Raw genomic sequence first — 1,631 nt, 5'->3', positions numbered from 1 at the left:
CCGGGCCCGCGGCCGCTCGGGGAGCTGCTGATCGCCGCGCTGATCCCGTCGGCGCAGCTGCCCCCGCGGGGCCTGTGGCGCACCAAGGCGGGCGTGCGGAACCTGCCGCTGGCCGCGTGGCTCGGCCGCGACGCCGACCCGCTCGACCCGGCCGACGGCGTCGGGCGGACGCTGGTCCGGCGCTACCTGGCGGCGTTCGGCCCGGCGGCCACGGCGGACCTGCGCGCGTGGTCCGGCCTGACCGGCCTGCCGGCCGCGGTGAAGGCGGTGCGCGGGGAGCTGGTGGCCTTCCGCGACGAGCGGGGCCGCGAGCTGCTCGACCTGCCCGAAGCGCCGCGGCCCGACCCGGGAACACCCGCGCCGGTCCGGTTCCTCCCGGCGTTCGACAACGCGATCCTCGGCTACGACGACCGGTCCCGCATCATCGACGACGCCCACCGCGGGCTCTCGGTGGCGGGCGAACGGGTGGTCCTGGTCGACGGCCGCGTCTCGGCAACGTGGACGGTGGCGGAGGGAACGGTCGTGGTGCACCCGCTGCGGCCCCTGACGAAACCCGAGCGCGATGAGGTCGCCGCCGAAGGAAGTGCGGTGGCCGCGTTCTTGAGCGACGGCGAGAGCGACCGGGTGCGACTGGGCTAACCCACCGCCCGCGCGAACCGCTCCGCCACCTGCCGCAGCCGTTCCACCAGCCCCGGCGGCGCCTCCTCGACCACGAAGTCATACCCCAGCTGGGCCAGGTGGTACGGCACCGCGTCCAGGTTGTTCGACCCGGTCCGCACCCGGCAGCTGGCCTCGTCGATCTCCTCCACCACGCCCGCCGTCGGCGGGATGCGCCGGGCCAGCGCGGCCGCCGGGGCGGCCACCCGCAGGACCAGCCGGTGCGGGTACACCTCCGTCGAGATCTGGCGGGAGACGTACTCCGCCAGGTCCGCGGCCGGCGGTTCGCGCGGCGGGAAGCGGAAGCCCGCCGCCGGCACCCCGGCGATCCGGTCGACCCGGAACGTGCGCCAGTCCGCCCGGTCGAGGTCGAAGGCCACCAGGTACCAGCGCCGCCCCGTGTGGACCAGCCGCAGCGGCTCGACCGACCGCTGCGTCGAGACGCCGGACCGGTCGCCGTAGCCGAAGCGCAGCCGTTCCTGGTCGCGGCAGGCCGTCGCGATCGCCGTCAGCACCGAGGCGTCCACCGTCGGGCCCGCGCCGGGCAGCGACACCGTCGCCGCCTGCAGGGCGCCCACGCGCGGCCGCAACCTGGCCGGCAGCACCTGCTCCAGCTTCGCCAGCGCCCGCACCGACGTCTCCTCGATGCCGCTGACCGTGCCGCTCGCCGCGGTGCGCAGGCCGACCGCGACCGCCACCGCCTCGTCGTCGTCCAGCAGCAGCGGCGGCAGCGCCGCGCCCGCGCCCAGCCGGTAGCCGCCCGCCACCCCCGGCGTCGCGTGCACCGGGTAGCCGAGGGACCGCAGCCGCTCGACGTCGCGGCGGATCGTGCGGACGTCGACCTCGAGCCGGGCCGCGAGGTCGGCGCCCGGCCAGTCCCGGCGCGCCTGCAGCAGCGAGAGGAGCCTGAGCAGCCGTTCCGATGTGCCGTGCATGGCACGCAGTGTGCCAGACATCGCGGACAGCTCCTGTCC

General features: G+C 76.8%; 2 protein-coding genes. One reads left to right on the top strand and one right to left on the bottom strand.

Features of this window, described 5'->3' with window-relative positions; translation table 11 throughout:
• Nucleotides 1-639, top strand: a 639-nt coding sequence (locus CCN39_RS48125; RefSeq protein WP_143264486.1) for a DNA glycosylase AlkZ-like family protein, incomplete at its 5' end; no start/stop codon positions are given.
• On the opposite strand, the gene CCN39_RS48120 is transcribed toward CCN39_RS48125, so the two are convergent.
• Nucleotides 636-1,592, bottom strand: a complete 957-nt coding sequence (locus CCN39_RS48120; protein WP_167455392.1) for a helix-turn-helix transcriptional regulator — start codon at nucleotides 1,590-1,592, stop codon at nucleotides 636-638. The two genes, CCN39_RS48125 and CCN39_RS48120, sit on opposite strands and share 4 nt — an antisense overlap.
• Nucleotides 1,593-1,631 lie beyond the last annotated feature (39 nt).

Source organism: Amycolatopsis kentuckyensis (genome assembly GCF_002155975.1).
GTDB classification, from domain to species: domain Bacteria; phylum Actinomycetota; class Actinomycetes; order Mycobacteriales; family Pseudonocardiaceae; genus Amycolatopsis; species Amycolatopsis kentuckyensis.
This window is presented reverse-complemented; position numbering and strand designations above follow the sequence as displayed.